Origin of the sequence: Isoptericola halotolerans (assembly GCF_045689585.1) — a bacterium.
Classification (GTDB): Bacteria; Actinomycetota; Actinomycetes; order Actinomycetales; family Cellulomonadaceae; genus Isoptericola; species Isoptericola halotolerans_B.
Genome location: NZ_CP140108.1, coordinates 417,248 through 442,133, shown reverse-complemented (window position 1 = coordinate 442,133; position 24,886 = coordinate 417,248). Strand labels below are relative to the sequence as shown.

General features: G+C 71.5%; 22 protein-coding genes. 14 read left to right on the top strand and 8 right to left on the bottom strand.

Going from position 1 to position 24,886, the window contains the following annotated elements; genetic code table 11:
- Positions 1-29 precede the first annotated feature (29 nt).
- The 7 genes from UQW22_RS02035 (at position 30) to UQW22_RS02005 (ending at position 8,066) form a co-directional block, all read left to right on the top strand.
- Complete coding sequence (locus tag UQW22_RS02035) at positions 30-1,022, top strand: carbohydrate ABC transporter permease (RefSeq protein ID WP_407319171.1); 993 nt, start codon at positions 30-32, stop codon at positions 1,020-1,022.
- Entirely contained in the window at positions 1,019-1,930 is a 912-nt protein-coding gene (locus tag UQW22_RS02030; RefSeq protein ID WP_407319170.1) for a carbohydrate ABC transporter permease, read from the top strand. The genes UQW22_RS02035 and UQW22_RS02030 overlap by 4 nt, the downstream gene beginning before the upstream one ends.
- Before the next feature lie 11 nt (positions 1,931-1,941).
- Entirely contained in the window at positions 1,942-2,598 is a 657-nt protein-coding gene (locus UQW22_RS02025) for a hypothetical protein (protein WP_407319169.1), read from the top strand.
- A gap of 93 nt (positions 2,599-2,691) precedes the next feature.
- On the top strand, positions 2,692-5,058 hold the full coding sequence (locus tag UQW22_RS02020) for a rhamnogalacturonan lyase (RefSeq protein WP_407319167.1): 2,367 nt from the start codon (positions 2,692-2,694) through the stop codon (positions 5,056-5,058).
- Positions 5,059-5,158: 100 nt separating this feature from the next.
- Positions 5,159-6,307 (top strand): Gfo/Idh/MocA family protein, encoded by a 1,149-nt coding sequence (locus UQW22_RS02015; RefSeq protein ID WP_407319166.1) that lies wholly within the window; start codon positions 5,159-5,161, stop codon positions 6,305-6,307.
- Positions 6,304-7,335 carry a PmoA family protein gene (locus UQW22_RS02010; RefSeq protein ID WP_407319165.1) on the top strand — a complete coding sequence of 344 codons (1,032 nt, stop codon included), beginning with the start codon at positions 6,304-6,306 and terminating at the stop codon, positions 7,333-7,335. The genes UQW22_RS02015 and UQW22_RS02010 overlap by 4 nt, the downstream gene beginning before the upstream one ends.
- Positions 7,332-8,066, top strand: coding sequence for a cupin domain-containing protein (locus UQW22_RS02005; RefSeq protein WP_407319164.1), 735 nt, complete (start codon positions 7,332-7,334; stop codon positions 8,064-8,066). Before UQW22_RS02010 ends, UQW22_RS02005 begins: the two co-directional genes overlap by 4 nt.
- Before the next feature lie 120 nt (positions 8,067-8,186).
- On the opposite strand, the gene UQW22_RS02000 is transcribed toward UQW22_RS02005, so the two are convergent.
- On the bottom strand, positions 8,187-10,259 hold the full coding sequence (locus tag UQW22_RS02000) for a beta-galactosidase (RefSeq protein WP_407319163.1): 2,073 nt from the start codon (positions 10,257-10,259) through the stop codon (positions 8,187-8,189).
- 292 nt (positions 10,260-10,551) lie between these two features.
- On the opposite strand from UQW22_RS02000, the gene UQW22_RS01995 reads away from it, so the two are divergent.
- Both UQW22_RS01995 and UQW22_RS01990 read left to right on the top strand, forming a co-directional pair.
- Positions 10,552-11,019 carry a hypothetical protein gene (locus UQW22_RS01995; RefSeq protein ID WP_407319162.1) on the top strand — a complete coding sequence of 156 codons (468 nt, stop codon included), beginning with the start codon at positions 10,552-10,554 and terminating at the stop codon, positions 11,017-11,019.
- Positions 10,965-11,990 (top strand): LPXTG cell wall anchor domain-containing protein, encoded by a 1,026-nt coding sequence (locus tag UQW22_RS01990; RefSeq protein ID WP_407319161.1) that lies wholly within the window; start codon positions 10,965-10,967, stop codon positions 11,988-11,990. The genes UQW22_RS01995 and UQW22_RS01990 overlap by 55 nt, the downstream gene beginning before the upstream one ends.
- A gap of 83 nt (positions 11,991-12,073) precedes the next feature.
- Here UQW22_RS01990 and UQW22_RS01985 read toward each other — a convergent pair whose 3' ends face one another.
- Positions 12,074-13,090 (bottom strand): LacI family DNA-binding transcriptional regulator, encoded by a 1,017-nt coding sequence (locus UQW22_RS01985; RefSeq protein WP_407319160.1) that lies wholly within the window; start codon positions 13,088-13,090, stop codon positions 12,074-12,076.
- A 266-nt stretch (positions 13,091-13,356) separates the two neighbouring features.
- On the opposite strand from UQW22_RS01985, the gene UQW22_RS01980 reads away from it, so the two are divergent.
- From UQW22_RS01980 to UQW22_RS01960, 5 genes are all read left to right on the top strand, one after another.
- A complete protein-coding gene (locus UQW22_RS01980) occupies positions 13,357-13,689 on the top strand; it encodes an L-rhamnose mutarotase (protein WP_407320701.1) in 333 nt (110 codons plus the stop codon).
- Between the two features lie 30 nt (positions 13,690-13,719).
- Positions 13,720-14,886 (top strand): L-rhamnose isomerase, encoded by a 1,167-nt coding sequence (rhaI, locus tag UQW22_RS01975; protein WP_407319159.1) that lies wholly within the window; start codon positions 13,720-13,722, stop codon positions 14,884-14,886.
- A 2-nt stretch (positions 14,887-14,888) separates the two neighbouring features.
- Positions 14,889-15,905 carry an alpha/beta hydrolase gene (locus tag UQW22_RS01970; RefSeq protein ID WP_407319158.1) on the top strand — a complete coding sequence of 339 codons (1,017 nt, stop codon included), beginning with the start codon at positions 14,889-14,891 and terminating at the stop codon, positions 15,903-15,905.
- A 159-nt stretch (positions 15,906-16,064) separates the two neighbouring features.
- Positions 16,065-18,119, top strand: a complete 2,055-nt coding sequence (locus UQW22_RS01965; protein ID WP_407319157.1) for a bifunctional aldolase/short-chain dehydrogenase — start codon at positions 16,065-16,067, stop codon at positions 18,117-18,119.
- Entirely contained in the window at positions 18,116-19,624 is a 1,509-nt protein-coding gene (locus UQW22_RS01960; protein WP_407319156.1) for a rhamnulokinase family protein, read from the top strand. Before UQW22_RS01965 ends, UQW22_RS01960 begins: the two co-directional genes overlap by 4 nt.
- A 123-nt stretch (positions 19,625-19,747) precedes the next feature.
- Here UQW22_RS01960 and UQW22_RS01955 read toward each other — a convergent pair whose 3' ends face one another.
- The 6 genes from UQW22_RS01955 to UQW22_RS01930 form a co-directional block, all read right to left on the bottom strand.
- Positions 19,748-20,089, bottom strand: a complete 342-nt coding sequence (locus UQW22_RS01955) for a family 43 glycosylhydrolase (protein WP_407319155.1) — start codon at positions 20,087-20,089, stop codon at positions 19,748-19,750.
- Positions 20,029-21,021, bottom strand: a complete 993-nt coding sequence (locus UQW22_RS01950; RefSeq protein ID WP_407319154.1) for an RICIN domain-containing protein — start codon at positions 21,019-21,021, stop codon at positions 20,029-20,031. The genes UQW22_RS01955 and UQW22_RS01950 overlap by 61 nt, the downstream gene beginning before the upstream one ends.
- 116 nt (positions 21,022-21,137) lie before the next feature.
- A complete protein-coding gene (locus UQW22_RS01945) occupies positions 21,138-21,623 on the bottom strand; it encodes an ATP-binding protein (RefSeq protein ID WP_407319153.1) in 486 nt (161 codons plus the stop codon).
- 152 nt (positions 21,624-21,775) lie between these two features.
- Positions 21,776-22,561: an ABC transporter ATP-binding protein gene (locus UQW22_RS01940; protein WP_407319152.1), complete on the bottom strand. Its 786-nt coding sequence runs from the start codon at positions 22,559-22,561 to the stop codon at positions 21,776-21,778.
- Between the two features lie 198 nt (positions 22,562-22,759).
- A complete protein-coding gene (locus UQW22_RS01935; protein WP_407320700.1) occupies positions 22,760-24,439 on the bottom strand; it encodes an ABC transporter ATP-binding protein in 1,680 nt (559 codons plus the stop codon).
- Positions 24,440-24,558: 119 nt separating this feature from the next.
- On the bottom strand, positions 24,559-24,867 hold the full coding sequence (locus UQW22_RS01930) for a hypothetical protein (protein WP_407319151.1): 309 nt from the start codon (positions 24,865-24,867) through the stop codon (positions 24,559-24,561).
- Between the last annotated feature and the right edge of the window lie 19 nt (positions 24,868-24,886).

Genomic DNA, 24,886 nt, shown 5'->3' with positions numbered 1-24,886 from the left:
GGACCGCACGCACCGGAGGTTCCACCATCATGGCTTCAATCGATCCGGGTGTGGTCGCCACCCCGGGGCAGCCTGTCCCGGCGCAGCACCTGCAGCGCACCGATGCCGAGACACCCTTGCGCGACAACAAGCGCAAGTACTCGCGGTCCGACACGCGGGCGGGGTATGCGTTCCTGTCGCCGTGGATCATCGGGTTCGTGGGGTTGACGGCGTTCCCGATGTTGGCGTCGTTGTACCTGGCGTTCACGGACTACAACTTGTTCACGGCTCCGCAGTGGGTGGGGCTGGACAACTTCGTTGACCTGTTCAACGACCCGCGGTTCATCCAGTCGGCGCAGGTCACGGCGGGGTATGTGCTGCTGGGCACGCCGATCAAGCTCGCGGCGGCGTTGGCGGTGGCGATGCTGTTGAACATGAAGCACCGCGGGCAGGGTGCGTACCGGTCGATCTTCTACGCCCCGAGCCTGATCGGCGCGAGCGTGTCGATCGCGATCGTGTGGAAGGTGATGTTCACCGACGACGGGATCGTGGACCGTATCCAGCGGGTCTTCGGGATCGATCTGGGTGGCTGGGTGGGTAACCCGGCGATGAGCCTGCCGATGCTGATCCTGCTGGGGGTGTGGGGCTTCGGCGCGCCGATGGTGATCTTCCTGGCCGGGCTCAAGCAGATCCCGGCCGAGCTGTACGAGGCGGCCGAGTGCGACGGCGCGGGTCCGGTGCGCAAGTTCTTCGCGATCACGGTGCCGATGCTGTCCCCGGTGGTGTTCTTCAACCTGCTGCTCGAGACGATCGCGGCGTTCCAGGTCTTCAGCTCCGCCTACATCATCTCCGGGGGTACGGGCGGGCCGGCCGGCTCGACGATGTTCTACACCCTGTACCTGTACCTGCGTGGCTTCCAGGACTTCAAGATGGGCTACGCCTCGGCGATGGCCTGGGTGCTGGTGATCGTGGTCGCCCTGATCACGGCGCTGATGTTCCGCACCTCCAAGGGCTGGGTCCACTACACGGGAGACGAACGATGAGCACTCTCACCGCACCTGCGCAGACCCCCTCGGTCGACCAGGCGGCCGTCGCGCGACGCGCCGCCGCCAAGAACCGCCGCCGCGTGAAGTCGGTCATCTTCCACACCGTCGCCGTCGTGGCCACGATCGTGGTGCTCTACCCCGCGGCGTGGATGCTGTTCGCCTCGATGAAGCCGAACTCCGACATCATCGGCAACGTCCAGCTGCTGCCCGAGGTGTGGACCGCGGAGCACTACCTGACCGCGCTGTCCGGCATCGGCGGGGTGAGCTTCTGGACGTTCTTCGGCAACTCGCTGCTGCTGGCCTCGCTGAGCGTGGTCGGGACCGTGCTGTCCTCGACCGTGGCGGCCTACGCCTTCGCCCGCATCAGCTTCCCGGGCCGCAACGTCATGTTCGCGATCATGATCGGCACGCTGCTGCTGCCGTTCCACGTCACGATCATCCCGCAGTACATCCTCTTCAACAATCTCGGGATGGTGAACACCTACATCCCGCTGCTGGCACCGAAGTTCCTGGCCGCGGAGGCGTTCTTCATCTTCCTCATGGTCCAGTTCATCCGCGGCATCCCGCGTTCGCTGGACGAGGCCGCGCGCATCGACGGCTGCGGGCACGGACGCACCTTCTGGCGGATCATCCTGCCCCTGATGCGTCCTGCGATCGTGACCAGCTCGATCTTCACGTTCATCTGGTCCTGGAACGACTTCCTCGGACCCCTGCTCTACCTCAAGGACCCCAACCTCTACACCATGCCGATCGCGCTGCGGCAGTACGTCGACCAGACCTCGGTGTCCGACTACGGCGCCCAGATGGCCATGGCCGTCCTGGCCCTGCTGCCCGTGATGCTCTTCTTCGTGGTCTTCCAGCGCTTCCTCATCAACGGCGTGGCCACCCAGGGACTCAAGGGCTGACGGGACCGCACATGTCACGCCGCCAGGACACGTCGGCTCCCCGGCCTCGCCGCCGGGGAGCCGGTCGGGCACCCCGCGGGGGCGCGCTGGCCAGCCTGCACCTGTTCGCCGAGGTCGCCCTCACGGGCGTGCTCGTCGCCGTCGGCTCCGTGCTCCTGGTGACCCTGGTGCCCTCGCTGGCCACCGGCACCGCCCACCTGCGCCGCCACCTGAGCGGCCGCGGGACCGACCTGCGCCGCTTCGCCACCGAGTGGTGGTCAGCGACCCGCGCCCTGTGGCGCCTCGGGCTCGCCACCGTGGCGCTGGCCGTGCTGCTGGTCGGCGACTGGCAGCTCGCGACCTCGGGCGTCGTCCCCGGGGCGAGCGTCGTCGCCGTCGTGGTGGCGCTCTTCGCCACCGGTGCCGTCGCCGTCGTCCTGCGCGCCGCGGGCGCCTGGTCGGACGACGACGGCGAACCCGTGCCGGCGGCGACCACGCGCCGGGCGCTGTCGGTCGCGGCCGAACGGGCCACCGACGACCTGACCGGCTCGGCCCTGCTGGCCGCGGCCACCCTCATGGCGGCCGTGCTGGTCTGGATGCTCGTCCCGCTCGTGCTGGTCGTGGGTGGCCTCCTGGCCCTCGCCGTCGTGGCCGTCGAGATCCGACGGCGGACCGACCGCGCCCTCTGAACGGCTCGACCCCTGAACCCCCGCCGCACGCCGACAGCGCCGGCGGGTGATCGCAAGTGCACTGATTGCAACGATGCAAGGAGGAAACACGCGATGCGACTCCACCGCACGACGGCCTGCGCCGTCGCCGCCGCGACCGTCGGGGCCCTGGCCCTGGGGGCGACGGCCACGGCCGCTCCGGGAGGCCACCACGGCCCGCCCGGGCACGGCCAGGACGACGGGATCGTCCTGGAGGACCTCGACCGCGGCCTGGTCGCGGCCAGCACCAGCGAGGGGGTGTTCCTCAGCTGGCGCCTCCTCGGTGACGAGGTCACCGGGTCCACCGAGAGCGGGATGGCCGGCACCGGGTTCGCCGTCTACCGCGACGGACGTCAGATCGGCACCGTCACCGACTCGACCAACTACGTCGACGCCGACGGCGAGGCCACCTCGCGCTACGTCGTCGTGCCGCTGCGCGAGGGCCACCCGGGCAAGAGCAAGGGCAACGGGAAGAGCCACGTGCGCTGGGGCGAGCGCAGCGAGACCGTCGTGCCCTGGTCGGGCGACCACCTCGACATCCCGCTGAACAAGCCGGCCGACGGCGTCACCCCCGTAGGCGAGGAGTACTCCTACGCCGCCAACGACGCGTCCGTCGCGGACCTGACCGGCGACGGCACCTACGAGGTGGTCGTCCAGTGGTCCCCGTCGAACGCCAAGGACGTGTCGCAGAAGGGGTACACCGGCAACGAGTACCTGGACGCCTACACCCTCGACGGCGAGCAGCTCTGGCGCATCGACATGGGCGTCAACATCCGCGCCGGAGCCCACTACACGCAGTTCCCGGTGTACGACTTCGACGGTGACGGCCGGGCCGAGGTCATGGTCAAGACGGCGCCGGGCACGCAGGCCACGACGTACCGCGACGGCGAGGAGGCCGGCGACGAGTACGTGACGATCCCGGGCGACGACCGGGAGGCCGGCGTCACGCACGACGACGACTACCGGTACAGCGCGGACGACTACTACGAGCACGTGGTCGAGATGTTCCGCGACTGGGCCGACTACCCCGAGGTGACCAGCGGCGAGTGGCCGGCCACCCTCGAGGAGGCGTTCGGCATCGAGCAGCAGTACGAGTACCCGCTGTCCGACGCGGACGTGCGCGAGCTCGCCGACTACTTCATGGACGTCTACGCCCCCGAGCGCTCGGGCCGCAACGACCTGCGCGCGTTCGAGGGCTTCGTGATCTCGGGGCCGGAGTACCTGACGGTGTTCGACGGCCGCAGCGGCCGCCCGATGGACACGGTCGACTACGAGCCGGCCCGCTTCGACGACGGTCTGCGCTGGGGCGACTACGCGATGAGCCGCATCGAGCCGGGCAACCGGGTCGACCGCTTCCTCGCCGGGGTGGCCTACCTCGACGGGGAGACGCCGTCGGCGGTGTTCGCGCGGGGCTACTACACGCGCTCGACGATCGCGACCTACGACTGGGACGGCGAGCGCCTGACCCAGCGGTGGTTGGTCGACTCCGGCTGGACGCCGATGAGCAACCCGTTCGACGACGGCCCGCACGGCGTGCCGGGGACCGACCCCGAGTTCGGCTCGATCACGACGCAGGGCTTCCACTCGATGTCCGCGGCCGACGTGGACGTGGACGGCAAGCAGGAGATCGTCTACGGCTCGGCGACGATCGACGACGACGGCTCGCTGCTGTACTCGTCGTTCGACACGATGCCCGAGGGCTCGGCGGACCCGGGAGCCGAGGCCGGTCTGGGCCACGGCGACGCGATGCACGTGACGGACATCGACCCGGCCCGCCCCGGTCTGGAGATCTGGACCTGCCACGAGGGTGGGGTCTGGGCGCCGTACGGCACGGCGATGCGCGATGCCGCCACCGGTGAGGTGCTCTTCGGCGCCTACTCCGGGCGGGACACCGGCCGCTGCATGATCGGCGACGTCGACACCGGCGTGCCGGGCATCGAGGTCTGGGGCTCGATGCCGGGCGGTTCCGACGGCTCGGGCACGCTGAGCGCCACGGGCGAGCGGCTCTCCGGCTCCACGCCGGGCACCAACGCCTCGGTGCGCTGGGCGGCCGACGGCAGCACGCAGCTCGTCGAGGGGGCGATCGAGGAGACCCCGCGGATCGTGGCCGGCGACGGCACGGTGCTGCGCACCCTCGACGGCACCCTGACCAACAACCACACCAAGGGCAACCCGTCGCTCGTCGCGGACGTCCTCGGTGACTGGCGCGAGGAGGTGCTCGTGCGCACGGAGGACTCCTCGGCGCTGCGCGTCCATCTCTCCACCGAGGTCACGGACATCAAGATGTACACGCTGATGCACGACCCGCAGTACCGGGTCGAGGTGGCGCGGCAGCAGACGTCCTACAACCAGCCGTCCTACCCGGGTTTCTACCTGGCCTCGGACACGGACTGGTCACAGGTGCCCATCCCCGGCGCTGCCCGTCCCGGCGCCGCGCAGTGAGCTGAGTCGCTGCGACGCACGAGTTGTCAGAACGAGCGCGGGGTACACCTCGCGCTCGTTCTGACAACTCCTTCACGACGACGACTGAGAGAGTGGAACGATGAAGGTCAGCATCCTGGGAGCCGGCGCGATCGCCCACGCCCACGCCGAGGCGGTGAACGCACTGGCGCAGCACGACGGCCTGGAGGGTGTCGAGCTGGCCGCGGTGGTCGACGTCGACGCCGCGCGGGCCGAGGAGTTCGCCGCCCGGCACGGCATCGCCCGGCACGGCACCGACCTGCACGAGCTGCTCGCTTCCGGTGACGTCGACGTCCTGCACATCTGCACCCCGCCGTCGCTCCACCTCGAGCAGGCCCGCGCGGCCCTGACGGCCGGGGTGCACGTCGTCGTCGAGAAGCCCGCCGTGCTCTCCCTGGCCGAGATCGACGCGATGGCGGAGGCGGAACGCGACGGCGCCGACGGTGCACGGTTCACCCAGATCGTCCAGCACCGGTTCGGCGCCGGGGCGCTCCGGCTGCGTCGCCTGCTGGCGGACGGGGTGCTCGGCCGCCCGCTCGTCGCCACGTGCGACACCCTCTGGTTCCGGCCGCCGGAGTACTTCGACGTGCCGTGGCGGGGCCGGTTCGACACCGAGGGCGGCGGCCCCACGTTGGGCCACGGCATCCACCAGTTCGACCTGCTGCTGTCGGTCCTGGGGGAGTGGAGCGAGGTGCGGGCCATGGCGGGGCGCCTGGCCCGCGACGTCGACACCGAGGACGTGTCGATGGCGATGGTCCGCTTCTCCTCGGGGGCGATGGCCAGCATCACCAACTCGCTGCTCTCCCCGCGCCAGACCTCCGCGCTGCGCGTCGACACCGAGCACGCGACCGTCGAGCTCGAGCACCTCTACGGCTACGACGACGACGCCTGGCGTGTCACGGCGGCCCCCGGCCACGAGGACGTCCTGCCGGCCTGGGCCGACGACGGCGCGGCGGCGCAGGAGCGTGTCGACGAGGGCCGCTCGGGCCACCTCGCCCAGCTCGTGCCGACGTACCGGGCGCTCGTGGCGGGGCAGGTCCCGCCGATCACCGTGGCCGACGCCCGGGACACGCTCGAGCTCGCCGCCGCGATCTACCGGTCCGCGTTCACGGGCGAGACCGTGACCCGGGGCCAGATTTCCGCCGGTGACCCCTTCTACGACAGCATGGGCGGCACGGGGGCGCCGTGGCCCCCGGTCAAGGACGTCCCGGCTCAGGAGGCCACACCATGAGCGTCACCCTGGACAGCGACGGCAGCGCGATGACCGGTTCGCGTGCCGACGTCGACCTCTTCACGTACGTGTACCGCCCCACCGACGTCCCGTACGAGAGCCCGCGCCCCTACCTGCACCCGTTGCGGACCCGGGGCGGTGCGGTCGTCTCCGCGTACCGCCCGTGGGACCACGTGTGGCACAAGGGCCTGGCCTGGTCGCTCCCGCACGTCGGTCCGTGGAACTTCTGGGGCGGCCCGAACTACGTCCGCGCGGAGGGCGGCTACGTCGACCTGGACAACGACGGGTCGATGGAGCACGACCAGTTCACCGCCGTCGGCCCCTGCGGTTTCGTCGAGGAGCTGTCGTGGCGCACGCCGCCCACCGGTGAGCGTGGCGAGGTCCCGGGTGACGTCGTCGTCCGGGAGGAGCGCGCGGTCCAGGTGGTCCTGCCGGACGACGAGCGTGACGCGTGGGTGCTGACCTTCGCCTCCGAGATGACGAACGTCTCCGCCGGACCGCTCGACATCGGCAGCCCCACCACCAACGGTCGCGAGAACGCCGGCTACGGCGGTCTCTTCTGGCGCGGCCCCCGGTCCTTCACCGGCGGTCGTGTGCTGCTGCCGGGCGACGGCGGCACCGGTGTGGTGGCGGACGCCGAGGACGCGCGCGGCCTGCGCGCCGAGTGGCTCGGGTTCGTCGGGCGGCACGACGGCGCGGCGCCCGGGCCGCAGGGTGGCTGGCGGTCCTCCACGGTGCTCATGGTCGACCCCGGCACCAACCCCGGGGGGACGCCGCAGTGGTTCGTCCGGTCGGAGCCGTTCGCCTGCGTGTGCCCCGCCCCGTTCTTCAGCGAGGAGGTGCCGTTCGGCCCCGGTGAGACCCTGCGCTTCAGCTACGCCGTCGTGGTCGCCGACGGTGGGTCCGACGGCGCCCGGGGCGCCGAGCTCGCGGAGCTCGGCCGGCAGGTCCTCGCCGGCGAGGGCGATGTGCTCGAGCCCGGGCACGTGGACCCCGCCGCGCAGCCGGCGTCGGTGGGGCGGCCGTGACGGGCCTGCCCGTCTTCCCCGGCGGTACGTCCGTCAGTCATCTGCGGGTCTACGACTGGCCGGCGTCCGACGCCCCGGCGGGCAGCGGGACGCCGCACCTGCACACCACGTCGACCGAGGCCTACGTGCCCCTGTCCGGCAGCGGTCGGGTGGAGACGCTGGGGCCGGACGGGTTCGCCGTGCACGACCTCGTGCCGGGGCGGATCGTCTGGTTCGGGCCCGGCGTCGTGCACCGGGCGGTGAACCTCGGCGCCCTGGAGGTGCTCGTGGTGATGTCCAACGCGGGGCTGCCCGAGGCCGGCGACGCGGTCATCACGTTCCCGGCGCCCATGCTCGCGGACGCCGGCAGGTACGCGCGGGCCGCGGCACTGCCCCGCCTCGAGGACGGCGCGACCGACGCGGAGGTGGCCGCGGCCGCCCGCGCGCGGCGAGACCTGGCCCTCGAGGGCTACGCGGCGCTGCGGGACGCCGTCGAGCAGGACGGCCCCGACGCCCTGCGACCGCTGCACGACGCCGCTGCCCGCCTCGTCGCCCCTCGCACGGCGAGGTGGCGCGAGACGTGGGAGGCGTCCGTCCGTCACGCGGCGGGCCAGACGGACGCGGCGCTCGAGGCGCTGGCCGACGCGTCGGCGGTCACGCTGGACGAGGGCCGCGTCGCGGCCGCCGACGCTGTCGACGGCCCTCGGCGCTACGGGATGTGCGGCCGGCTGCAGGCCTGGCCGCTCGCCTGACGGGTCGCAGCACGCCTCCCCGCCCGCCGTCTTACCGATGTCGGTAGTTCGAGCCGAGGTCGGCAGTGCGCACTGCCGACCTCGACACGAACTACCGACATCGGCAGAACGGACTCGGCATCAGTGCGAGGCTGCCGCCCGCACCACCCGGACCGCGCCGGGAGGGAGCGCCAGCGAGCCCTCGACGGCGGTCCCGGTGATCAGCTCCGTTCCCGTCAGACCGTCGAGCGTGGTGCCGTCGTCCGTGTGGTTGAGCGCGAAGAGCCACGTCGTGGCGCCGTCGGCGGTACGCCGCCGGACGAGCTCCACCCCGGCCGGGGCGGCGACGTCGGGCGCGACACCGGACTCCTCCACCAGCCGGCCGACCAGCGAGGCCAGGCCCGCGGGGTCGAGCCGGGTGCCTACGTACCAGGCGGCGCCCGCGCCGACCTCGCGCCGGGTGACGGCCGGGTGCCCGGCGAGCGCGCCGTCGTCGTAGGCCGCCACGACCTCCGTACCGTCTCGCACGAGCGTCTTCTCGGTCCACAGGTCGGCCGTGGCGTCACCGCCGACGGCCTTGCCGGTCACCCCGACGCGCTCGTCGACCTGCAGCGGGAAGAACTCCTCGGTGCGCACTCCCAGCAGGTCGCGGAACGCGCCGGGGTAGCCCCCGAGGCGCACATGGTCGTGCTCGTCGACGATCCCGGAGAAGAACGTGACCGCCACGGTGGCCCCGCGCTCGGCGGCGCGGGCGACGTTGGCGGCGCCGTCGTCGTCCACGAGGTAGAGCGTCGGGACGACGACGAGGTCGTAGCCGTCCAGGTCGGCGTAGGGCGGCACGGTGTCCACGGTGACGCCCTGGTGCCACAGGGCCGAGTACCAGGCGCGGACCTCTTCCATGTAGCGCAGGTCCTGGGTGGGGTGCGAGTCGAGCTCGGCGGCCCACCAGGCGGGGTAGTCCACCACGACGGCGGCACGGGACACGACCCGGGACCCGCGCACTTCGCCCAGGCGCTGCAGCGTGGTGCCGAGCTCGACCGTGCCGCGCCACACGTCCGTGCCGGTCCCGGCGTGGGGCAGCATCGCCGAGTGGTACTTCTCGGCGCCCGCCCGGGACTGGCGCCACTGGAAGAACATCACCGAGTCGGCACCGCGCGCCACGTGCTGCAGGGAGTTGCGGAGCATCTCCCCGGGCAGCTTGGCGCGGTTGCGCGGCTGCCAGTTCACCGCGGACGTCGAGTGCTCCATGAGGATCCACGGGTCCCCGCCGGCCACCCCGCGGGCGAGGTCGGCCGAGAGGGCGAGCTCGACGTGGCGTTCGCCGTCGGACGCGATCGTGTAGTGGTCGTTGGCGACGACGTCGAGGTCGTCGGCCCACGAGAAGTAGTCCATGCCCTTGGTCGCCGACGTCGTCATGAGGTTCGTCGTCGTGGGGACGTGCGGGGTGATCTCGCGCAGGGTGTCGCGCAGGTCGCGGTAGTAGTCGAGCAGCGCGTCGGAGCTGAAACGGTCGAAGTCCAGCTGCTGCGTGGGGTTGGCGAACATCGGGGCGACGAGCGGCGGCAGCACGTCCTCGAACGTGGCGTACCGCTGTGACCAGAACGCCGTGCCCCACGCCTCGTTGAGGCGCTCGATCGTGCCGTACCGCGCCACGAGCCAGACGCGGAACGCTGCGGTGGCGCTCTCGGAGTAGTCGCGCGGCACGTGGCAGCCGATCTCGTTGTCGACGTGCCAGAGCGCGAGGGCCGGGTGGTCGCCGTAACGCTCGGCCATGCGGGTCGTCATGCGCAGCGCGTACTCGCGGTACAGGGGGTGGGTGACGGCGTACGCCTGCCGGGCACCCTGGTAGAGCACGGTGCCGTCGGCCAGGCGCGGCAGGATCTCCGGGTGCCGGCGCGTCAGCCACGGTGGCGGCGACGCGGTCGCCGTGGCGAGCGCGACCTGGATCCCGGCCTCGTGGAGGCGGTCCATCGTGTCGTCCAGCCAGCCCCACTCCAGCTCGCCCTCGCGCGGCTCGATCGTGGCCCAGGCGAAGATCGCGACGCTGAGGACGTTGACGCCGGCCTCGCGCATCAGGCGCACGTCCTCGTCCCGCACCTCGGCGGGCCACTGCTCGGGGTTGTAGTCGCCGCCGAATCCTAGGCCGTCGATCTGCACGTTCCACGGGCTCACGGCGGCGGGGTCGAAGGCGGTGAAGGGGGTGCGTCGTCGCATGGGGGCAGTGTGCCATAAATCGATTCAATAATGGGTGTCGCGCCCGGCCCGCCGCTGCCGGCGGACGGTGCGTTGTGTCCGTTGCGGGTGAAACGAGGTTACAAAACGGTCACAAAAGCTTCGGCGGACGGAGTGCTCTGAACCGGGAAAACCGCCTCGGACGTGCGAAGACGACTTGCCACGAGGTGGTCTTGCTCGCATGTGGGGGTCGTCGAAGGGTCTTCACCTGCGGTGATACCTCCCCTGCTCTGCGGTTTGCCTGTCTTTCATCTCAGCGAGAGTGAGTCCCTCCATGCCTGTCGCTCGCCGACGCGCGCCGGTCGCAGCGATCGTCGCCGCCGCGTTCGCGTTGCTCGCCACCTTCGTCGCCGTCCCCCCGGCCGCGGCCACCCAGAACCACGACGACGACTCGAAGATCTGCAGCAAGGTCGACGGCTGGGTCAAGTACGAGGAGAAGGGTGGGAAGTTCGTCAAGGAGGCGGGCCCGGCCGACCTCGGTGTCGAGATCACCCAGACCAAGGACGGCGGCGAGCCGACGCAGGTGATCGTCACCGCTCCCGACGGGTACCTGATCAGCGACTACTGCGTGAAGGCCGGTCAGAAGACCGTCGCCGACCAGGTGGCTCCCACGGTCACGACGCTCACCATCGACGGGCCGTCCGGCAAGGGCATCAGCCACTTCGCGGTGCTCCTGACGCCCGACGAGTGGGACTCGGACTGGGACTGGGATACCCCGCGCCGACGTGCGAGGGCGTCCTGACGGTCACGTACCCGAAGGACCTGCCCGCGGGGCAGGCCAACCACGTCAACATCAAGGTGCAGAACCTCGAGACCGACGAGATCGTGACGATCAACATCCACCTCGAGCAGGGCACCTGGTCGGGGGAGCAGACCTTCGACCCGACGACCGATCCCGACTGGCCGGGCTGGGAGTCCTGGGCCTTCCTGCGGACCCAGGTCGCCGGTACGAACTACCACTGGGAGGGCTACGTCGAGGTCGGCTGCGAACCCACGTCGACCCCGACGCCGGTCGTCTCCCCGACCCCGAGCCCGTCGCCCTCGGACGAGCCTGGTCCGGACCCGAGCCCTCTGCCGAGCGAGGCGCCCGAGGGTTCCCTCGACGGCTCGATCGCCGTGGGGGAGTGCCTCGAGGACGCCCCCTGGATCCGCTACGACGTCCAGGTGACGCCCGCGGACGCGCCGCTCGAGGACCGCTCCGTGGAGCTCGTGCTCACCGACGGGACGAACACCGAGACGATCGAGCTCGGTGAGCTCGACGAGGACGGCGCTCTCTCCGGCCGTGTCCTGTGGCCCGGGGCGTCCGTCGCGGACGACGGCGTGACTCCGACCGGTTGGCCGGGCTGGACGCAGCTCGACGACGGGACCTGGGTCGAGATCGACGGCAACGCCGCGTGGACCCGTGGGGACATCGACGCCACGCTGGTCGTGAACCCGGAGCTGGCCGTCGACCTGGCCTACCCGGTCGCCACGCCGGAGTGCGCCACGGGGCCGTCGCCGGTCGAGCCGGTGGACGACTCGGGCGAGCGCCCCACCGTCCGTGAGCAGCAGACGCTCGTCGACCCGGAGGTCGCGGCCCAGTCGGTCGAGGCGGGCGAGGCGGGCGAGGACGAGCTGCCGCAGACCGGGTCGAACGTCGCGCTCCTGGTGGCGGGGGCGCTGGCACTGGTCGCCGCCGGTGGAGCGTTCCTCTGGCTGCGTCGACGCGCCTGATCTGACGCGGTACCGCCGCAGGGCCTGTCCGGGAGCTTCCCGGGCAGGCCTTGCGGCGTTCTCTCGGCGAGCAGGTGAGACCCTCAGGCGGTCCCGGTGGTCGACTCGCGGACGACGAGCTCGGGCTGGAACGTGACGTGCTCCGGCACGTCCTCCTCGGTGAGCAGCAGGTCCGCCGCGCGCCATCCCAGCTGGTGCGTGGGCTGCCGGACCGACGTCAAGGGGGTGGCGAGCTCACCGGCGAACGTGACGTCGTCGTACCCCACCACGGCCATCCCGGAGGGGATCGGGACCTGCGCGGCCCGGAGCGCGCGCAGGGCGCCGAGCGCCGTGAGGTCGTTGACGCACATCGTGGCGGTGGGGCGGTCGGGCAGGGCCAGGACCTGCTCGGTGCCGGCCTGGCCCCCGTCGGCGTTGAGGGAGGTGATCGTGACCTCCGTGAGGGCCTCGTCGGGGTCCAGCCCGGACTCGGCCAGGGCGGAGCGGAGGCCGGCGGACCGGTCGGCGCACTGCCGGATCGTGTGCGGGCCGTTGATGAACGCGAGTCGTTCGTGGCCGAGCGTGACGAGGTGCCGGGTCGCCTCGGCGGCCCCGGCCCGGTCGTCCACCGCCACGGAGGACAGGGCCTCGACGGGGGAGGGCTGGTCGAGCAGCACGACGCGCAGCCCGCGGTCCCGGAGGGTCAGCAGGTGGGAGACGTCGGGTGTCGAGGGCACGACCATGAGGCCCTGGACGCCGTGCTCCTCGAAGAGCCGCAGGTAGCGCGCCTCGCGGTCCGGGTCCTCGTCGGAGCTGGCCAGCATGAGGGTGTAGCCGGCCTCGTCGAGCCGGTCCTCGATGCCGCGCGCGACGTCGGTGAAGAACGGGTTGGCGACGTCGAGGACGATGGCGCCGGCCGTCGTGATGGTGCCGGCGCGGAGCTGCCGCGCGGAGCCGTTCCGGACGAACGAGAGCTCGGCGATCGCGGTCTCGACGCGTTCGCGAGTGCCGGGGGAGACGCGGTCGGGGCGGTTCAGGACGTTGGAGACCGTGCCGACGGACACTCCGGCGTGGTGCGCCACGTCGGAGATCGACGTGCGCCGGTTCCTGCGGGGCGGCATGGGTTCCCTCTCCTCGTCGACAGGGCCGGGTCCCGGGCGGGTCCCGGGAAGAGCGGTCGTCGACCGCACCCCCGGATCGTAACCGGTGCTGCGGAACAGGGTCGACGGGCACGCGGGTAGGCTGGAAACCGATTACCCGGACGCTCCTTGCGTCTGTCGGGGCGGACCGGTACGTTGGGAACATTGAATCGATTCATAATCCGCGTCGAGGACGATGCGAGGGAGGACCGACGGTGGTTCGCACGGAGGGCGGCACGCGCCGCGTGATGTTCCGGTTCCGGGTGCGCCCGGACCGGCTCGAGGAGTACTCGCGGCGGCACGCCGCGGTGTGGCCGGAGATGCTGCGCGCCCTGCAGGCCACGGGATGGCGCAACTACTCGATCTTCACCAGCCCCGACGGTGACGTCGTCGGCTACTTCGAGAGCGACGACCCGGACGCCGCCCGCGCGGACATGGGCCTGCACGAGGTCAACGTTCGCTGGCAGGCCGAGATGGCCGAGTTCTTCGACGGCGCCGGCCCGGACGAGTCGATGCAGGAGCTCACCCCGATCTTCCACCTCGAGACCCAGCTCGCGACGCACAGCACCAGCCAGGACTGAAAGACCAGCCAGGACTGAAAGAGGACGACCATGCCCACCTTCGACGACATCACCCCGGTCCTGGACCGCCTCGCCATCGAGGTCCCCTCCTGGGCCTACGGCAACTCCGGGACCCGCTTCAAGGTCTACTCGACGCCCGGCACTCCGCGCACTCCCGAGGAGAAGATCGCCGACGCCGCGCAGGTGCACCGGCTCACCGGTCTCGCCCCGACCGTGGCGCTGCACATCCCGTGGGACAAGGTCGACGACTACGCGGCGCTGCAGCGCTACGCGAACGACCAGGGCGTCACCCTGGGCACGATCAACTCCAACACGTTCCAGGACGACGCGTACAAGCTCGGCTCCCTGACCCACACGGATCCGGCCGTCCGCCGCCAGGCGATCGACCACCACCTCGAGTGCCTCGAGATCATGAACGCGACCGAGTCGCAGGACCTCAAGATCTGGCTGGCCGACGGCTCGAACTACCCCGGCCAGGCGGACATCCGCACGCGCCAGGACCTGCTGCACGAGGCGCTCGCCGAGATCTACGCCCAGCTCGGCGACGACCAACGCATGGTGCTCGAGTACAAGTTCTTCGAGCCGGCGTTCTACCACACGGACGTCCCGGACTGGGGCACGTCGTACGCGCAGGTGGCTGCGCTGGGGGAGAAGGCGTTCGTCTGCCTCGACACCGGCCACCACGCCCCGGGTACCAACATCGAGTTCATCGTGGCGCAGCTCCTGCGTCTCGGAAAGCTCGGCTCGTTCGACTTCAACTCGCGGTTCTACGCGGACGACGACCTCATCGTGGGCGCCGCCGACCCGTTCCAGCTCTTCCGCATCATGGCCGAGGTCATCCGCGGCGGCGGCCTGGACGAGGGCTCGCAGGTGGCGCTCATGCTCGACCAGTGCCACAACATCGAGGACAAGGTGCCCGGACAGATCCGGTCCGTGCTCAACGTCCAGGAGATGACGGCACGGGCCCTGCTCATCGACCGTGACGCCCTGGTCAAGGCCCAGGAGTCGGGCGACGTGCTCGGCGCCAACGCGATCTACATGGACGCCTTCTACACGGACGTGCGCCCGGCGCTCGCCGAGTACCGGGAGTCCCGTGGCCTGCCCGCGGACCCGATGGCGGCGTTCGCGGAGTCCGGCTACCTGAGCCGGATCGCCGCCGAGCGCGTGGGCGGTCAGCCGGCCGGCTGGGGCGCCTGAGCATGACCACGACGACGGCGAGCGCGGCCTCGGCGGGCACCTCGACGGCGGGGGTGGTGGTCGCCGACCGCGTGCTCGACGGGCCGCACGGCGACCTGCGGGTCCGCGTCTACCTTCCCGCCGAGGGTGCGACGCCGACTGCCGGGCTCGTCTGGGCGCACGGTGGCGGGTTCATGCACGGCGACCTCGACATGCCCGAGGCCGACCTGGTGGCACGCACCATGGCCGCGCACGTCGTCGTCGTCGTGAGCGTCGACTATGCGCTGTGCCCCGAGCTCGACCGGGACGACTCCGAGGCGTCCGTCGAGGCCGGCGGCGTGCGGTTCCCCGTCGCGCACGACGAGCTGACCTTCGCGTTCCGGTGGGCCGTCGGCACCGGGCTCGGCGCACCGGACGGGTCCTGGGCGCTCGGCGGTGCCAGCGCGGGCGGCAACCTCGCGGCGGGGGCGTCGCTGCGCTTGCGGGACGACGCAGCGCGGCCCGGTACCGGGCTGCACCCGGCCGGGGACGACGGCGGAACGTCCGTGCCGTCGTCGGGCAGCGGAGCGACGACGCCGGGCAGCGCGGCGCAACGTACCCCGCGCAGCGTGGTCCTCGCGTACCCGGTGGTGCACGACGGACTGCCCACCCCACGGCCGGAGCTCGCCGGGAAGATTGCCGCACTGCCTGTCGGACGGGACTTCCCGCCGCCCGTGGTACGGGCGATGAACGACAACTACCTGGGCCACCGGCGCGGGTCCGAGTCGCCGTACGCGTTCCCCGGCGGGGCGGACCTGCGCGGGCTGCCGCCCACGCTGATCGTCAACTCCGACCACGACGCCCTGCGCTCCTCCGGCGAGGCGTTCGCGGCCGAGCTCGCCGCGTCCGGCACCGACGTGTACCTCGTCCGCGAGGACGGGACGTTCCACGGACACCTCAACCAGCCCGACGACCCGGGGTGCGCGCGGAGCCTGGCGCGCATCGCCGCGTGGCTCACCGCCGACGGCCTGGTCGGCGCCACCCACGAGCCGCCGCCGTGACCCCCGCCTGACCGATCTGCCGATGTCGGCAACTCGGTTCGAGATCGGCAGTGCGCACTACCGATCTCGAGACGAACTGCCGACATCGGCAGATCGGGCAAGCGGCCGACGGCCGGCCCCCTGACCTGACCACCCCTCGAAACTTTCACGGAGCACCTGATGACGAACGAGACCGTCACCTCCCTTGTCGAGCGTTCCAACCGCCTGGGCGCCGACCCGAAGAACACCAACTACGCCGGGGGCAACACCTCCGCGAAGGGCACCGAGACCGACCCGGTGACCGGCCAGGACGTCGAGCTGCTGTGGGTCAAGGGCTCGGGCGGGGACCTGGGCACCCTCACCGCGAAGGGTCTGGCGGTGCTGCGGCTGGACCGCATGCGCGCCCTCGTGGACGTCTACCCGGGCGTCGAGCGCGAGGACGAGATGGTCGCCGCGTTCGACTACTGCCTGCACGGCAAGGGCGGCGCTGCGCCGAGCATCGACACCGCCATGCACGGCCTCGTCGACGCGAAGCACGTCGACCACCTGCACCCGGACTCCGGCATCGCGATCGCCACCGCCGTCGACGGCCCGGAGCTCACGCAGAAGATCTTCGGCGGGAAGGTCGTGTGGGTGCCGTGGCGCCGGCCCGGCTTCCAGCTCGGACTCGACATCGCGAAGATCAAGGCGGAGCACCCGGACGCGATCGGCACCGTTCTCGGCGGGCACGGCATCACCGCCTGGGGCGACACGGCCGAGGAGGCCGAGGCGAGCTCGCTGTGGATCATCGACACCGCCGCGGCGTACATCGCCGAGCACGGCGCGCCCGGGCCCTTCGGCCCGGCCCTCGACGGTTACGGCGCCCTGCCCGCGGACGAGCGCCGGGCCAAGGCGGCCGCGCTCGCCCCGCACCTGCGTGCGATCGCCTCCCAGGACAAGCCGCAGGTCGGCCACTTCACCGACTCCGACGTCGTCCTCGACTTCCTCGCCAGCGCGCGGCACGCGGAGCTGGCCGCGCTGGGCACCTCCTGCCCGGACCACTTCCTGCGCACCAAGGTCAAGCCGTTGGTGATCGACCTGCCCGCCACCGCGAGCGTCGAGGAGATCGTCGAGCGCCTGCCTGAGCTGCACGAGGCCTACCGTGCCGACTACACCGCGTACTACGAGCGGGGCGCCGCCGAGGCGCGCGCCCGCGGCGAGGAGCCGCCGGCGATCCGTGGCGCCGACCCGCTCATCGTCCTGGTGCCGGGCGTGGGCATGTTCTCCTACGGCGGCGACAAGCAGACCGCCCGCGTGGCCGGCGAGTTCTACGTCAACGCCATCAACGTCATGCGCGGCGCCGAGGCCCTGTCCACCTACGCCCCGATCGACGAGTCGGAGAAGTTCCGCATCGAGTACTGGGCGCTGGAGGAGGCCAAGCTGCAGCGCAAGCCGAAGCCCAAGCCGCTCGCCACGCGGGTCGCGTTCGTGACCGGCGCGGCGTCCGGCATCGGCAAAGCCATCGCCGAGCGTCTGGCCGCCGAGGGAGCCTGCGTCGTCGTCGCGGACCTCGACCTGGAGAAGGCGCGCGCGGTGGCCGGCGAGATCGGCAGCACCGACATCGCGATCGGCGTCGCCGCGAACGTGGCCGACGAGGCCGCCGTCCAGGCCGCGCTGAACGAGGCCGTGCTCGCGTTCGGCGGCGTGGACATCGTCGTCAACAACGCCGGCCTCTCGCTGTCCAAGTCGCTGTTCGAGACCACCGAGGCGGACTGGGACCTGCAGCACGACGTCATGGCCAAGGGTTCCTTCCTCGTCGCGAAGAACGCCGCGCGCATCCTGGTGGACCAGCAGCTCGGCGGTGACGTCATCTACATCTCGTCCAAGAACTCGGTGTTCGCCGGGCCGAACAACATCGCCTACTCCGCCACCAAGGCCGACCAGGCCCACCAGGTGCGGCTGCTCGCCGCCGAGCTCGGCGAGCACGGCATCAAGGTCAACGGCATCAACCCCGACGGCGTCGTCCGCGGGTCCGGCATCTTCGCTTCCGGCTGGGGCGCCAACCGCGCGAAGACCTACGGGATCGAGGAGGAGGACCTGGGCAAGTTCTACGCCCAGCGCACCCTGCTCAAGCGCGAGGTGCTGCCCGAGAACATCGCCAACGCGGCGTTCGCCCTGTGCACGGCCGACTTCTCGCACACCACCGGCCTGCACGTACCCGTCGACGCGGGTGTGGCGCAGGCGTTCCTGCGATGAGCGTGGGCGCCACGGCTCCGGGGCCCGACGGCGGCACGCGCGGCAGCGGGTTCGTCGCCGTCGACCTCGGGGCCACCAGCGGACGGGTGATGCTCGGCGTCGTGTCGGGGACGGCGCGCGACGAGCACGTCGACCTCACCGAGGTCGCACGGTTCGCCAACGGGCCGGTCGAGGTCCCCGACGGCACGGGCACCGCGCTGCACTGGGACGTCCTGCACCTGTGGCGGGGGATCCTGGACGGCCTGCGGGCCGCCGGGGCCCTCGCCCGGGAGCGGGGCGTGGAGCTCGTCGGGATCGGCATCGACTCGTGGGCGGTGGACTACGGGGCCGTGGCCGCCGACGGGGCGCTGCTCGGCAACCCCCGCCACCACCGCGACCTGCGCCTGACCGGTGTCGCCGAGGAGGTCCTCGACCGGCTGGGCGACACCGAGCACTACGCCGTCAACGGCCTGCAGACGCTGCCGTTCAACACCGAGTTCCAGCTCGTGGCCGGTCGGCACGACGCCGTGTGGCCGCTGGTGGACTCGATCCGGCTGGTCCCGGACCTGCTCGGCTCCTGGCTGACCGGCGTGAACGTCGCGGAGATCACCAACGCCTCGACGACCGGCCTGCTGGACGCCACCACCCGTCGGTGGTCCACCCCGGTGGTCGAGGCGCTGCAGGCCGAGTACCCCGAGCTGGGCGACCTGCGCTCCCGGCTGGCCGACCTCGTCGAACCGGGTGCCGTCGTCGGGCACCTCACCGAAGCCGTGCAGGCCACGACCGGCCTCGGCGCGGTACCGGTGATCGCCGTGGGGTCGCACGACACGGCCTCGGCCGTGGTCGGGGTGCCGGCCGAGGACGAACGGTTCGCCTACATCTCCTCGGGGACGTGGTCCCTGGTCGGCGTCGAGCTCGACTCACCGGTCCTGACCGAGGAGAGCCGCCGGGCGAACGTCACCAACGAGCTCGGCGTCGACGGCACCGTCCGGTACCTCAAGAACGTCATGGGTCTGTGGGTGCTGTCCGAGACCCTGCGCACGTGGCGCGAGGCCGGCACGGAGGTGGCGCTCGCGGACGCGCTGCGGGCCGCGGCGGCGGAGCCTCGCCGGACCGTCGTCGACGTCGACGCCCCCGCGTTCCTCCCGCCGGGGGACATGCCCGCGCGGATCGCCGACGCCGCCCGGGCGTCCGGCCAGCCGGTGCCCGAGGGCGTGGGCCCGGTGGTGCGGTGCATCCTCGACTCCCTCGTGGACGCCTACCGCCGGGTGCTCGGCGAGGTGACGCGCCTGTCCGGGCGCGAGGTCGACGTCGTCCACGTCGTCGGCGGCGGGTCGCAGAACGAGCTGCTGTGCCGCCTCACGGCGGAGGCGACCGGGCTGTCCGTCGTCGCGGGACCGGTCGAGGGTGCGGCGCTCGGCAACGTCGTCGTGCAGGCACGAGCGGCCGGCGTGCTCGTCGGCGACCTCACCGCGCTGCGCGGCGTCGTGCGTCGCTCGGCGCGGCTGCGACGCTACGAGCCCTAGTTCTCCGGGTTTCGCGGCGGCATCGAGAGCCTGCGCCCGGTCGCGCTCACGGTCGCTGCGCGACCTGCGCTTCCCGTCCGACGACCGGGCGCGGGATCTCGATGCCACCGCTTCTCGAGGTGCCTACTCGCCCGACGGCGGCGTCAGCACCTGCCCCGACGGCGCCGGTGCGCCGAAGACCGGCCAGCCGTTCGCGTCGTAGGTGACCTTCTGGACGCGGGTCTGCCGCGTGTCACCGCAGCCTTGGGACGTGGAGGTGTTGCCGTGGTAGACGATCCAGTCCTCGGTGCCGTCAGGGCTCTTGAAGAACCCGTTGTGCCCGGGGCCGTAGACGCCGTTGCCCTGCTGCATCGCGGGCACCGGCGACGTGGTCCAGTGGCCCGGGTTCATCGGGTCCGAGCCGGTCAGCTCGAGCAGCCCGATCGTGTAGTCCGGTGTGTCGCACGACGACGCCGAGTACGACACGAACGTCCGGCCGCCGTGCTCCAGGTACGAGCTGTCGATGTTCCACCGGTTCGGCATCGGGTGCCCATGAACTCGTAGGGACCCATCGGGGTGTCGCTCTGCGAACGCAGCACGTGGATCTTCTGACCGTCGAAGTTCGTCTGCGAGTTGCCGGACGTGTACGTGAGGTACCAGGTGCCGTCGATGCGGTGGAACTCCGGCGCCCAGTGGCTGCAGCAGCGTGACGAGACGCCGGCGTCGTCCCAGACGACCTGGTCGGGCGCCGTCGCCAGGCCGGCGAGCGTGGCGGCCCGTCGCATGATCACCGTGGAGTCCCACGTGGTGGTGGACAGGTAGTAGTAGCCGTCCCAGTACTGCAGCCAGGGGTCCGCCCCGTCGGTGCGGATCGGGTTGGACAGCGTGCTGCTGTCGCTCTCGACAGGACGCAGGTGCCACCTCTGCACGGCTGCCCCGTCGTCGGTGTGCTGCGAGACCCGGGCGCCGGGCTCCGTGGCGAAGTCGTAGAGGTCGAGCGCCTTGCCGGAGAACCGGTTGAGGAAGGTCACGGTGCCGTCGGGGTTCTCGCGGACCTGCCACTGCTGGTTCTCGGCGTCGAGGTCGTCCCACTGGACGATGTCGGCGTCGTCGTCGGCGTTCCACTCGAAGACGTCGAGCACCATGCCCGAGTGCCGGGCCTGGAGGCGGTACCAGCCGTCGCCGGAGCCGAGGAACCGGAACTGCTGGCCCTCGCCGTCCCAGCGGTCCCACTGCTGGAGCGGTGCACCGGCCTCGGTGGAGATGTCGGTGATGTCGAGCACGAGCCCGGAGTGCGCGGACTCGATCACGTACCACTGGTCGGTGTCGACGGCGGCGTGGGCCGCCGTCTGCGCAGGGCGACGAGCCCGAGGGCGACGAGCACGGCTGCGCGAGTCCGGCGACCCAGGCTCGCGCACGGCGGTCCGGCTTCTCGTGCCGGTGGGGTGCGGTCATCTTCGTCCGTCTTTCACATCGTTGTACTGCAGCAGGAGCCGCGACGACGTCGTCGGTGGGGTCGGCATCATGTCAGCGCTCACACCGGCGGTGGAGGGTCGACGACCTGCGGTTCCGTGGCGTCGTCGACGGCGGGCCGCGGCACCATCGCGAACCGTGCCCACACGTGCTTTGCGCCGTCGGGCGTGCGGTACCAGCCGACGTCGTCGGCGACCTTCATGGTGAGCTGGAGACCGAAGCCGCCGGCGCCGATCTCACGGTCGAGCGACAGGACGGGAGGCTGGTCGGGGGAGCGGTCCATCACCGACACGGTGACCGCACCGCCGTCGCGGACCACGTCGAGGCGGGCCGGTCCTCCGGCGTGCTCCAGGGCGTTGGCGGTCAGCTCGCTGGCGACCAGCACGATGTTCTGCCACGGCGACCGGTGCGGGTCGTCGGGCGACGCCACGGACGTGCTCAGGGCGTCCCCGAGGAGCGACCGGACGGAGGCCAGCTGGTCCACCCGCGTCACGGTCCAGCTGTCGATGAGGGTGGTCGGCATCGACCGCACGGCGTCCTCGGTCATGGGATCACCTGGGCGGTGCCGCCGTCTGGGATGAGCATCTCTACTCCTCGTCGTGGGCCGCCTCGGCGCCGGTCCGCGACGACACTACCTCCGACCTGTGACAGGTGCCCGTCGTGGCGACGCGCCGTCCTCCGCGGCCCTCGTGAGGACGGTCAGCGGAAGCGCTGCACCGCCTGGGGCGCGGCCTCGGCGAGCTCCCGGACCGCCGGGTGCGTCGCCTCGGCGAGCACCGTCGACAGCGGTCCCGAGGCGACGAACGTCCCTTCGGCCAGCACGTGCACCGTCGGGCAGAGCCGCTCGACGAGCTCGAGGTCGTGCGTGACCAGCAGCACCGCCGTGCCGAGCGCGGCGGTGGCCTCGCCGAGGCGACGGACGACCTCCCCGCGCATGGCCGGGTCGACGGCGGTCAGCGGCTCGTCCAGGAGCAGCGCGTCCGGCCGGGTGGCCAGCGCCACGGCGAGCGCGACGCGCTGCTTCTCGCCTCCCGAGAGGGTTCCGACCTGCCGGGGGGCGAAGCGTGCCTCGAGCGCGACGTCGTCGAGCAGCTCGGCGACGGTGCGGCCGCTCGGGCGTCCGGCCCGACGGGCGTCGGTGAGGGCCTTGGCGACCACGCGGTCGACGGTCGAGCGGGGGTCGACGTCGGGGATCCCCTCCTGCGCGACCCGGCGCACCTGCGTGCGGAACGCCTTCTTGTCCCGCAGCCCGACCCGGGCGACGGCGCGGCCGTTCCAGGTGGCGCGGCCGCACGTGGGCTTCACCAGGCCGGTGAGGGCCCGCACGATCGTCGACTTGCCGGCCCCGGAGGGTCCGACGATCCCGACCGGGGTGTCGCCGGTGGCGAGCGCGAGGTCGATGCCGTGGACGACGTCGGCGCCCCCGTAGCCGGCGGCGAGCCCGTCGGCGCGCAGGATCGGGGTGGTGTCGGCGTGCGAGCTCATGGGTGACCTTCGAGGCTGCGGACGGATGGTGGCCCGCCGACGGAAAGGGTGTCGACGGGCCACAGGGTACGACGAACAACGCGTGCGCATGGTTCCCGGACGGTCATGGCCCGGGAAGCGCAGGTCATGGTCGACGGCCGAGACCTCGCGCGGGACTGTCGCATGTCACAGATCGGCTCGACGGTCCCGACCTCACCATCAGACCAGCAGCTGGTGCGAGGCGAACTCGCGGTAGAGCTCGCACCGCGCGACGAGCTCCGCGTGGGTGCCGACGTCCAGGATCCTGCCCTGCTCGAGGACCACGATCTGGTCCGCCGTCGTCACCGTGGACAGGCGGTGCGCCACGATGATGGTTGTCCTGCCGCGGGACACCTCGTCGAGCGCTCGCCCCAGGAGGTTCTCCGTCGTGGAGTCGACGCTCGACGTCGGCTCGTCGAAGAGGAGCAGCTGAGGGTCCTGGAGCAGCACGCGCGCCCACGCGAGTCGTTGCCGTTCACCGCCCGACAGCACGGAGCCGCTGTCGCCCAGTTCCAGGTCGAGCCCGGCGCTCTGCCGCGTGATCAGCCTGTCGAGGCCGACGGAGCCGAGGACGCGTCGTAGGTCCTCGTCGGTGGCGTCAGGGCGGACGACGCGAAGGTTCGCCGCGACTGTCCCGCCGAGGGCCGGGGCCCCCTGCTCGACATATGCGACGTGGCGTCGGTAGCTCTCGAGATCCACCCGCTGCAGGTCGTGTCCCATGCTTCGGACTGTCCCGCTGTCCGGGTCCACGAAGCCCTCGAGCAACGACAGCAGAGTCGACTTGCCGGCTCCGGATGAACCGACGATCGCCGTCCGCGACCCAGCGGGCACCGCAAGCGAGACGCCTTGCAGGACCGGTTCGTCGTCGTACCGGAAGTGCACGTCTTCCAGGACGACGGCCAGGTCTGAACCGGAGCTGCCGACGGCGTCCGTGCTCCCCCCTGTCCGCTCCGTCGGGGTCTCGAGAACCTGGCAGATGCGGCCGTACGACGCGAGACCGAGCTGGATCTGCGTGTAGGCGGTCATGGCCTGCGTCACAGGCATCACCAGCAGGAAGAGATACATGATGAAGGCCATCAGCTCGCCGACCGTCATGGCACCAGCGGAGACGCGAAGACCACCGACAGCCAGCACCACGAGGAAGGCGCCCTGGATGCACAACGACATGATGGGCTGCACCCACGCCTGGATCCGGGCCATCTTGACGCCGGACTCCTCGGCCCGGCGGATGAAGCCGGATACGTGCTCGATCTGCTCCTCCGTCGCCACGCTCGAGCGGATGAGCACGACCGACGACAGAGCACGGTCCGCGGCAGACGTCATGCGAGCCACCTCCGCCTGTGTCACCTCGCTGGTGCGGCGCATGCGGGCGCCCATGAAGGTGATGCACACCCCGCCGAGCACGACCCCGGCAAGCGTCAGCGCGAACAGCAACGGGTCCAGAGCCACCATCAGCACCACGGCGGCGCAGAACATCAGGACCGATGACACCAGCTCGAACAGCCCAGAGGTCACGATGGTGCGTACCTGCCCGGTATCCGAACCGAGTCGACTGATCCATTCACCCTTCGGCGTGGCTGAGTAGGCCTCCATCGGCAGACGCAGGACGCGGCCGATGAGCGAACGGCGCAGGCCTCCGATGAAGGACTCGCCGGTCCGTTGGAGCACGAACGACTGCGCGCCGCGCAGCAGGCCTTCGCCCACGGTGACGCCCACCAACCACCACACCCACGGGTTCTCAGCACCCCGGCTTGCGGTGTCGATCATTCGCTGCATCATCAGGGGCTGCGCGACGCCGAGGACCGTGGCAGCCACGGAGAGGATGCCGACGACGACCAGGCCTGTCCGGTGCGCACGCATCTCGTGCATGAAGTTCCGGAACGACCCCTTCGGGACCGTGCCATGCGATCGTCCCGGTGATCGGCCGGCGGTCGTGCCGCCCGCGTCGTGCTCACCGATGTGTTCCTCCCGTGTCGTCCTCATGTGTCCCCGTCCGCGTGCACAGGTTCGCGTCGTTCGGTGACGGGCGCGGCAGCCAGTACGGCATCGAGGCCCTCGCCGCCCAGGACGGTCTTCTCGAGGACGTGCCATCGAACCCGGTCTGGACGCACGCCGATGGGTCCCGTGCGGTCGCCGACGGTTCGGGGCAACCGGTCGGCATCGAGTGCGTTCGGATCGGTGAGCAGGTAGACGGCGCCCCACACATTCTCGTGAGGGTTCGAGTACCAGGACTTGAAGACCACCCCGGGCAGGCCTTCGTAGGCTGCTCCGCCCGGGCCTTCTGCCATTCGCGCAATGCTTCGATGG

Bases quoted from the DNA above. Each gene is read 5' to 3' on its own strand.
- UQW22_RS01935 (WP_407320700.1), bottom strand. From the start codon at position 24,439: ATGCGTGCGCACCGGACAGGCCTGGTCGTCGTCGGCATCCTCTCCGTG.
- UQW22_RS01980 (WP_407320701.1), top strand. From the start codon at position 13,357: ATGTTCCGGTTCCGGGTGCGCCCGGACCGGCTCGAGGAGTACTCGCGG.
- rhaI (WP_407319159.1), top strand. From the start codon at position 13,720: ATGCCCACCTTCGACGACATCACCCCGGTCCTGGACCGCCTCGCCATC.
- UQW22_RS02020 (WP_407319167.1), top strand. From the start codon at position 2,692: ATGCGACTCCACCGCACGACGGCCTGCGCCGTCGCCGCCGCGACCGTC.
- UQW22_RS01965 (WP_407319157.1), top strand. From the start codon at position 16,065: ATGACGAACGAGACCGTCACCTCCCTTGTCGAGCGTTCCAACCGCCTG.
- UQW22_RS01960 (WP_407319156.1), top strand. From the start codon at position 18,116: ATGAGCGTGGGCGCCACGGCTCCGGGGCCCGACGGCGGCACGCGCGGC.
- UQW22_RS02030 (WP_407319170.1), top strand. From the start codon at position 1,019: ATGAGCACTCTCACCGCACCTGCGCAGACCCCCTCGGTCGACCAGGCG.
- UQW22_RS02015 (WP_407319166.1), top strand. From the start codon at position 5,159: ATGAAGGTCAGCATCCTGGGAGCCGGCGCGATCGCCCACGCCCACGCC.
- UQW22_RS02035 (WP_407319171.1), top strand. From the start codon at position 30: ATGGCTTCAATCGATCCGGGTGTGGTCGCCACCCCGGGGCAGCCTGTC.
- UQW22_RS02025 (WP_407319169.1), top strand. From the start codon at position 1,942: ATGTCACGCCGCCAGGACACGTCGGCTCCCCGGCCTCGCCGCCGGGGA.
- UQW22_RS01945 (WP_407319153.1), bottom strand. From the start codon at position 21,623: ATGACCGAGGACGCCGTGCGGTCGATGCCGACCACCCTCATCGACAGC.
- UQW22_RS01985 (WP_407319160.1), bottom strand. From the start codon at position 13,090: ATGCCGCCCCGCAGGAACCGGCGCACGTCGATCTCCGACGTGGCGCAC.
- UQW22_RS01970 (WP_407319158.1), top strand. From the start codon at position 14,889: ATGACCACGACGACGGCGAGCGCGGCCTCGGCGGGCACCTCGACGGCG.
- UQW22_RS01995 (WP_407319162.1), top strand. From the start codon at position 10,552: ATGCCTGTCGCTCGCCGACGCGCGCCGGTCGCAGCGATCGTCGCCGCC.
- UQW22_RS01930 (WP_407319151.1), bottom strand. From the start codon at position 24,867: ATGGCAGAAGGCCCGGGCGGAGCAGCCTACGAAGGCCTGCCCGGGGTG.
- UQW22_RS01940 (WP_407319152.1), bottom strand. From the start codon at position 22,561: ATGAGCTCGCACGCCGACACCACCCCGATCCTGCGCGCCGACGGGCTC.
- UQW22_RS02000 (WP_407319163.1), bottom strand. From the start codon at position 10,259: ATGCGACGACGCACCCCCTTCACCGCCTTCGACCCCGCCGCCGTGAGC.
- UQW22_RS02010 (WP_407319165.1), top strand. From the start codon at position 6,304: ATGAGCGTCACCCTGGACAGCGACGGCAGCGCGATGACCGGTTCGCGT.